Origin of the sequence: Sphaerospermopsis reniformis (assembly GCF_005402885.1) — a bacterium.
In the GTDB taxonomy this organism is placed as follows: Bacteria; Cyanobacteriota; Cyanobacteriia; order Cyanobacteriales; family Nostocaceae; genus Sphaerospermopsis; species Sphaerospermopsis kisseleviana.
In genome coordinates, this window is the sequence record NZ_BJCE01000327.1 from 1 (window position 1) to 4705 (window position 4705).

The following is a 4705-nucleotide window of genomic DNA, read 5'->3' on the forward strand; positions in this document are numbered from 1 at the left end:
ACAGGTTGGAACGCAAGCGCATCAGTTTATCTGCATTAATCTCAGCCGTTTTGATCACGAATGGCGCACATCCGTATTCAATGTCCCATAGTGTGATTGGTCTTGATGGTAATTCTTGACATACCTGTTTTAACTGCCATACCGCCTTGTCTATAGGATTTTCCCAACTTGTAATTCTTTCATGTCTGAGTGGTCATGCCCAACTCCCTTCTGTTTCTGGTATCCACGCTATGGTACTGTATCCGTATCCAGGGGTAACAGGATGACCTCCTTTTCCTCCTTGGGCATAATGAATGTTCGTAGGTTCTCTCTTTCAGAGTGGGAGCATCTGGTCTTGACCACGCTGTGTGGTCTCCTCCCAAAATTATACGTCCTTGTTTTGGTATTTTTTGATTGTACAGTTTCATCAATTTATTGCGTTGTGGTCTGGTATCCTGTGTTGTTTCATAAATACTTGACCACTTACGACGAAATACTGGAGACAGTGATAAGTCTGCCAGACTGTAGGCGTTGCGTGTCAGCAATATTGCATCCGTCATTTCAAATGTTGCGTCTTTTGCCCTACATAAACAATCATAAGCTGCTTGACGGAATTACATAAGTTGTGTAAAAACATCCATAGCGGTTATATGAGAATTGGTTGTGCTTTTTTCATTTTCCGCTATGGGGGTGTCTGTTCTTACAGGCATCCCTTGATTTTTTTGCAGTCCCTTTCACTAATGATCGCTCTCTTTTAGTCTAAAGTCCAGAGCAAAGCAATCGCACCAAGCACTAAAGACTAAACCGAAAATCCTTTAATCCTGTAAATCCTCAAATCCTGGACATCCTGATTCTGACAAAAAACGTTTATAGTAGAGTCAAAGACTCTAAAACTGCATTCCCAGTCTGGAGACTGGGAACGAGAATAACGAGAATAGGTAATAAGTAATGAACTATTTACTGTCACCTGTCACCTGTCACCTGTCACCTAAATTACTCCTGTGTCGCAACCGTCAAAACCTGCGGAGGAGAAGCATCAGGAGGATAAAGAAAATCAACCTCTACCCAAGAATTATCCCCTGGTTTCATATTTAAAGACACCAAAGGTTGACCAGGTTCACCTCTTTTTTGCACTAAATGTACAAACTTAGTCGCCGGTTTACCCTGATCATCTCGATAACGAACTCGGACAGTTCCCCTAAAGAAAACCTGACGCGCAGGAGTTGTAAAAAACCTTAAACCTGATTTTGTTAACTCATTTTCTTTAATGGGAGTTTGCAGAGATACAGTGACATTTTTTGCACTTTGGGAATTATTCAACAAAGGCAACCTTAAACTATATTGAATGCCATAATTACCATGTGCAAAATAAGCTGTATCAGGATAACGCACTAACATCGGTGCTGTTTGAATTTGACCTGTACCAAAAGTTCCCCCATGTAAAGAACTTAAAGCATAAGAAAAAGCTTGACCAGGTTGGGGAATAGTTAAATACCTGCTGTTAGAATTATCTGTTAAAAGCGATCGCCATTGTGACCCACGGGACACACCCGCAACTCTTCCATAAATTGCAGGTTTACCATTTCCCTGTATAGGAGTCGGGGTTTTATCTCTCGGTGTTGATAAATCACCATTCTTTAATAAATCTTCCCATTCTGCTAAAGTTGGCACTCGTTCACTACCATCAGCATTAGTTTTTGCAAACATCGCTAAACTAGCAGCATACACCGTCCCATTACTCCGCAAACGCATATAAGTAGAACGACCATTTAAAGGTGGTGTCAATTCTCGCACGGGAATAGGTAAATTTAATAACATCTGGCTTTCCCCAGGAGGAATGACTATTTGCGCTGGGAAAATATTTTGTCTTCTCCCTCTCAAAATATCAGACATCACCCTACTACCCGGACCTGCAAACACATTTCCCGCATCATTAGGAATAAAAGAATCTAATGGTAAAAAAGGTGCATCTGGTTGACTTAAATAACTTGCACCTTGCAATATATTCACAGTTACCGGTGTATTACCAGGGTTATGTAAAATTATCCCGTGGTAAAGAGAACGTAAATCTTCTGGTGGTTCTGCTCTAGCAATATGATGGGAAAAGACATCAAACCGCCCCTGAAAAGGAAAGTTTAAATGTGCAGTAGGTACTTTTTTATCCTCTGAAGGAAAGGTAGAAAGTAAAATACCTTCCTTTAATACCAATTCTGGACTATTACTATTAAATACTGGAACAGTATCCAACCTGCCTGGTAAAGCTCGCACCTCTTGAGGTATTACCACTTCTTCTGGTGGTGGTGCGGTTGGAGTTGCTTGCGCGAGAGTCAAACCGAGTAATGCTGACAACATAGGAAATTTAAAATTCAAAATTTATAACTGACTGGGGACTGGGGACTGGGGACTGGGGACTGGTGACAGGTGACAGTTAACAGTTAACAGTTAACAGTTATTAGTGAGTGGAGTTTATGATTTACTGTTCCCCATTCCCTATTCCCTATTCCCTATTCCCTGTTCCCTGTTCCCTTGATTCAAAAATAACCAAATTATTCATGATTAAAACAAAATCAGCAAGAATGTCTAGCAAATTTTCTTGATGCAAAATCGGAACATGGACAAAAATACAAGGAATGGGTAGTTGAGATTGATTCAAGTAGTCCAACACTGAATAATAAAGACCTTCGCACACAAATTTACCACAGTCGTAACTAATCTCAACTGCTGCTGTCTCAGCTATTAATTGTTCAACATTAACAATTGTGTGCAAAGTTATTATCCCAAAATTTTCTCCACCATCTCTAAATGAAATATCAGTAGTCTGTATAGACTCGCTACTAGCAACAACTTCCACACTTAAATTTTGCCGACTAGCAGCCATACCACAACAGATAACATAATCTGGTTTGAGTTCATTGATTTTGGCAATGACGCGAGAACTGGCAAGGGGAACATCTACAGGTAATCGTCGCAAAAAAGTTAAGTCATGATAGATATCAGCCATTTTGGCTAGTTCGAGTAACAAGTCATCAGAAGAATTTGACTGTTGTTCACTCAGCCAAGTGTCAAAAGAAGTTAATAATATTTTTTTCTGCATAATAAATATTATTTAGAATATTATTTAGAATTAGAATATAAATGCTTCCCTAATAAATTTACAAGGAGCAAGTAAATGCCAGTCATTGCGGTCGTAGATTATGATATGGGAAATTTGCACTCAGTCTGTAAAGGTTTAGAAAAAGCTGGTGCAATTCCTAAAGTAACTTATTCTGCCAAGGAGTTAGAACAAGCAGATGCTATAGTTTTGCCAGGAGTGGGAGCTTTTGATCCTGCCATGCAACATTTACGTTCACGCGGTTTAGAACAACCAATTAAAGATGTGATCGCATCTGGTAAACCGTTCTTAGGTATTTGTCTAGGACTGCAAATTTTATTTGAATCTAGCGCCGAAGGAACTCAACCAGGACTAGGAATAGTACGGGGAAAAGTGCGGCGATTTCGTCCAGAACCAGGAATAGCTATTCCCCACATGGGTTGGAATCAACTGCAACTGACTCAACCAAGAAGCATTTTGTGGGAACATTTACCCCATCAACCTTGGGTTTATTTTGTCCATTCCTACTATGTTGAACCAACTGAACCGCAAATTAGAGCAGCAACAGTGACTCATGGTAGTCAAACTGTGACAGCAGCGATCGCTCATGAAAATCTCATGGCGGTTCAATTCCACCCCGAAAAATCCTCTAATATTGGATTGCAAGTTTTATCTAATTTTGTGGCTCAAGTCCGTGAAAAAATCCCTGCTTAATAAAAATTTGCTTTCTTTGTTAGTCGTCAGTTGTCTAATGACTAATGACTAATGACTAATAACTAATGATCAATGACTAATTAATGAGTTTAAGAATTTACGGGAATCGTCTGTTAAAAACTTTACCAGGGCAAGAGACTAGACCCACCAGTGCGCGAGTACGGGAGGCCGTTTTTAATATTTGGCAGGGAGAAATTGATCATTGTCGCTGGTTAGATTTATGTGCCGGTAGTGGTTCAATGGGTGCAGAGGCTTTATGTAGGGGAGCCTGTTTAGTAGTAGGAATTGAACAAGCAAGTCGAGCCTGTGCCATTATTCAACAAAATTGGCAGCAGATAGCGAATAATGAACAAAAATTTCAATTATTGCGGGGAAATGTCCTGCAACAATTAAAAAAATTATCAGGTCAAAAATTTGACAAAATATATTTTGATCCACCTTATGCCAGTGGTTTATATGAGCCTGTTTTAGAAGCGATCGCTCACTATCAACTTTTAGATCCTCAAGGGGAAATAGCAGTAGAACATAGTCCTAATTTTACACCACCAATCATCCCAACTTGGGAAATCAGCCGCCAAAAAGTTTATGGCAACACAGCACTAACTTTTTACAGAACAATGGAAGTATCGGAAAGCGAGTGATATCATCTACGGTTGAATACTTATCATATCTGTTGAGACTTGTAATTGGTAATTGGTAATTGGTAATTGGGGACAATTACTAATTAGGGGTTGCTGAGAAAGTCTTTCCGTGAGGGCATAGGAGTCAGGAGTCAGGAGTCAGGAGTCAGGAGAAGATTTGAAAATTTCTTTGCCATCTCTTGAAATCCCCAAAAATGCACACTTTTTCCGGTATACCCTTCAAAACCCTTGCACTAATTTCTGTGTTTATCAGCCTCTAACCTTTGATATATCAAGGTTT

Annotated in this window: 4 protein-coding genes; 2 read left to right on the forward strand and 2 right to left on the reverse strand. The window is 39.7% G+C overall.

What is annotated here, in order from left to right:
• Window positions 1–972: 972 nt before the first annotated feature.
• Together FFR48_RS25570 and FFR48_RS25575 are read right to left on the reverse strand one after the other, a co-directional pair.
• On the reverse strand, window positions 973–2331 hold the full coding sequence (locus FFR48_RS25570) for a DUF3370 domain-containing protein (protein WP_137669301.1): 1359 nt from the start codon (window positions 2329–2331) through the stop codon (window positions 973–975).
• 145 nt (window positions 2332–2476) lie between these two features.
• A complete protein-coding gene (locus FFR48_RS25575) occupies window positions 2477–3073 on the reverse strand; it encodes a pyroglutamyl-peptidase I family protein (RefSeq protein WP_137669302.1) in 597 nt (198 codons plus the stop codon).
• Window positions 3074–3148: 75 nt separating this feature from the next.
• On the opposite strand from FFR48_RS25575, the gene hisH reads away from it, so the two are divergent.
• The gene (gene hisH / locus FFR48_RS25580) at window positions 3149–3784 is read left to right on the forward strand and encodes an imidazole glycerol phosphate synthase subunit HisH (protein WP_096571064.1); all 636 of its coding nucleotides are present in this window, start codon (window positions 3149–3151) and stop codon (window positions 3782–3784) included.
• 83 nt (window positions 3785–3867) lie between these two features.
• Complete coding sequence (gene rsmD, locus FFR48_RS25585) at window positions 3868–4425, forward strand: 16S rRNA (guanine(966)-N(2))-methyltransferase RsmD (RefSeq protein WP_137669303.1); 558 nt, start codon at window positions 3868–3870, stop codon at window positions 4423–4425.
• The last annotated feature ends 280 nt before the right edge of the window (window positions 4426–4705 follow it).